General features: G+C 72.4%; 3 protein-coding genes. 2 read left to right on the top strand and 1 reads right to left on the bottom strand.

Annotated features, from left to right (window positions below; genetic code table 11):
* Positions 1-458: response regulator transcription factor (locus HW445_RS31110; RefSeq protein ID WP_180224125.1), on the top strand; the 458-nt coding region annotated here is incomplete at its 5' end.
* Between the two features lie 8 nt (positions 459-466).
* Here HW445_RS31110 and HW445_RS31105 read toward each other — a convergent pair.
* Positions 467-913 (bottom strand): DUF1772 domain-containing protein, encoded by a 447-nt coding sequence (locus tag HW445_RS31105; RefSeq protein WP_180224124.1) that lies wholly within the window; start codon positions 911-913, stop codon positions 467-469.
* Between the two features lie 91 nt (positions 914-1,004).
* On the opposite strand from HW445_RS31105, the gene HW445_RS31100 reads away from it, so the two are divergent.
* On the top strand, positions 1,005-1,366 hold a 362-nt coding region (locus HW445_RS31100; protein WP_180224123.1), incomplete at its 3' end, for a TetR/AcrR family transcriptional regulator.

Raw genomic sequence — 1,366 nt, 5'->3', positions numbered from 1 at the left:
TGCAGCTCGGGCCCGGCACCGACGGCATCGAGGCCACCCGCCGCATCACCGCCCGGCCGGACGCCCCGCGCGTCCTGGTCCTCACCACCTACGACACGGACGCCGACATCGCCCGTGCGCTGGAGGCCGGGGCCACCGGCTATCTCCTGAAGGCCGAGCGGCCGGAGGAGCTGTTCGCCGCCATCCACGCCGCGGCACGGGGCCGCACCACCCTCTCCGCGCCGGTCGCCGGCCGTGTGGTGGCCGCGATGCGCGCTCCCCGTCCGGCGCTCACCGCGCGGGAGCTCGACATCCTGGCCCAGCTCGCCCAGGGTCTGGCCAACCGCGAGATCGCCCGCACGCTGTTCATCAGCGAGGCGACGGTGAAGACCCATCTGAGCCGCATCTACGACAAGCTCGGCGTCGACAACCGGGCCGGTGCCGTCGCCGTGGCGAAGGAGCGGCGTCTGCTTCCCTGAGCGCGGGCTCAGGCGAGGGCGGCGGCCAGCAGGGTGAAGGCGCCGATGATGACGGCGACCCGGGCCTGGTGCCATCGGTCCCAGCGGTGCTGCTGCTCCTTCCAGTCCTCGGGCCGGTTCTCGGGCGTCCAGGTCTTGCCACGGTTGTTGATCGGGACGAGCAGCAGGACCGACATGATCACGCTCAGGACCAGCAGCGCGGCGGCGACGACCACGAGGCCGGCGCCGGGGCGGTGCCGTCCGGCGACGGCCCAGACGGCGGTGAGGGCGAGCGAGGTGAAGTACCAGACCGGCATCAGGGCGCCGAGCATCCGGCCCCCGTGGGCGCGGCCGAGCAGGCCGGCGTCCTCGGGCAGTGCGCCGAGGATCCGGTTGACGACGAAGGCGACGGAGAACTCCACCCCCACCATCAGGCCGACGAGCACGGTGGTGAACACCTCGAGTGCGTTGAGCATGATGACCCCTCCATGGATCTAGCGGCGCTAGATGACGGGGCAACGCTAGACCTGCTGCCGCTCGATTGTCTAGCGATGCTAGGGTCGATGCATGTCGGTACAGGAACGCAAGGAACGCGAACGGGCGGGCCGCGAGCGCCTCATCGTGGCCACGGCCCGTGAACTCGCCGAGCAGCAGGGGTGGGACGCGGTCACCACGCGGCGGCTCGCCGAGCGCATCGAGTACAGCCAGCCCGTCCTCTACAGCCATTTCCGCGGCAAGCGGGAGATCATCGGCGCCGTCGCCCTCGAGGGGGCGGCCGAGATGGCCGTGGCGCTGCGGGCCGCGACCTCCGCCGCGGACGGCCCTCGCGCCCGGGTCACCGCCCTCGCCCGCGCCTACCTCGGCTTCGCCGAACGCAACCCGGCGGTCTACGACGCCATGTTCCGGCTCGACGGCGGCCTGGCGTTCGC

The sequence above is a fragment of the Streptomyces sp. UH6 genome, from assembly GCF_013421635.1.
In the GTDB taxonomy this organism is placed as follows: domain Bacteria; phylum Actinomycetota; class Actinomycetes; order Streptomycetales; family Streptomycetaceae; genus Streptomyces; species Streptomyces abyssomicinicus.
This window is presented reverse-complemented; position numbering and strand designations above follow the sequence as displayed.

Excerpts from the sequence above, each read along its gene's own strand:
- HW445_RS31105 (WP_180224124.1), bottom strand. The coding sequence starts at position 913 with ATGCTCAACGCACTCGAGGTGTTCACCACCGTGCTCGTCGGCCTGATG.